The 598-nt window shown below is 38.8% G+C and carries 1 protein-coding gene; it reads left to right on the top strand.

Annotated features, from left to right (window positions below; all coding sequences use genetic code 11):
* Positions 1-13: 13 nt before the first annotated feature.
* Positions 14-598 (top strand): DUF1672 family protein (locus tag BFI01S_RS22130; RefSeq protein ID WP_235831275.1); only part of this gene is annotated, 585 nt, incomplete at its 3' end.

Consider the following 598-nt stretch of genomic DNA (forward strand, 5'->3'; position numbering starts at 1 on the left):
CAAAGAGAAATATATGACAGACGTAACTGTGCATAATGTGGTTGGTGCAAAGGATGGGGCCACTGTGTTTGTAGAATCAAAAGGCGAACCGCATTTCTACACCTATGCTGTAGTACCAATAGATGAACTGGAAAGGAAAGTAATGACGGAAAGGATATGGGCGGACGAATTCCAGGTCGAGAATGCCATTAAAGGCGGGTTGTATGGCATGATCTTCAAAGAAGAATTTAATCAACTCGATAACTACTATGATTCACTTGCAGCAGAAGGTAAAATTACTGGCAGAACGAAGGAATCCATTCAAAATGTTGGTGGGCATGGCTTCTCAACCCCTTATTATTTTATTTCAATAGCCAGTGAGACATCTATCCAGCCTGTATACGAACTTTTCATGAAAAATCCTGATGAAAGTGCTGAAAACCTCAGAAAGGCTTTTAAGGACAATTCATTCTCGGCCGAAAACCTCTTCATTAATATTCAATTGTTTATGGCCGATCCAAACGCCAAACCAGATAAAAAATTATTTGATCGTATTATAAAAGACCTTGAAGAAATGACTTCAATCCCCAGAGGTTCATATAGTTTTGTCCTAAATGAT

This window comes from Cytobacillus firmus NBRC 15306, from assembly GCF_001591465.1.
GTDB lineage: Bacteria > Bacillota > Bacilli > Bacillales > Cytobacillaceae > Cytobacillus > Cytobacillus firmus.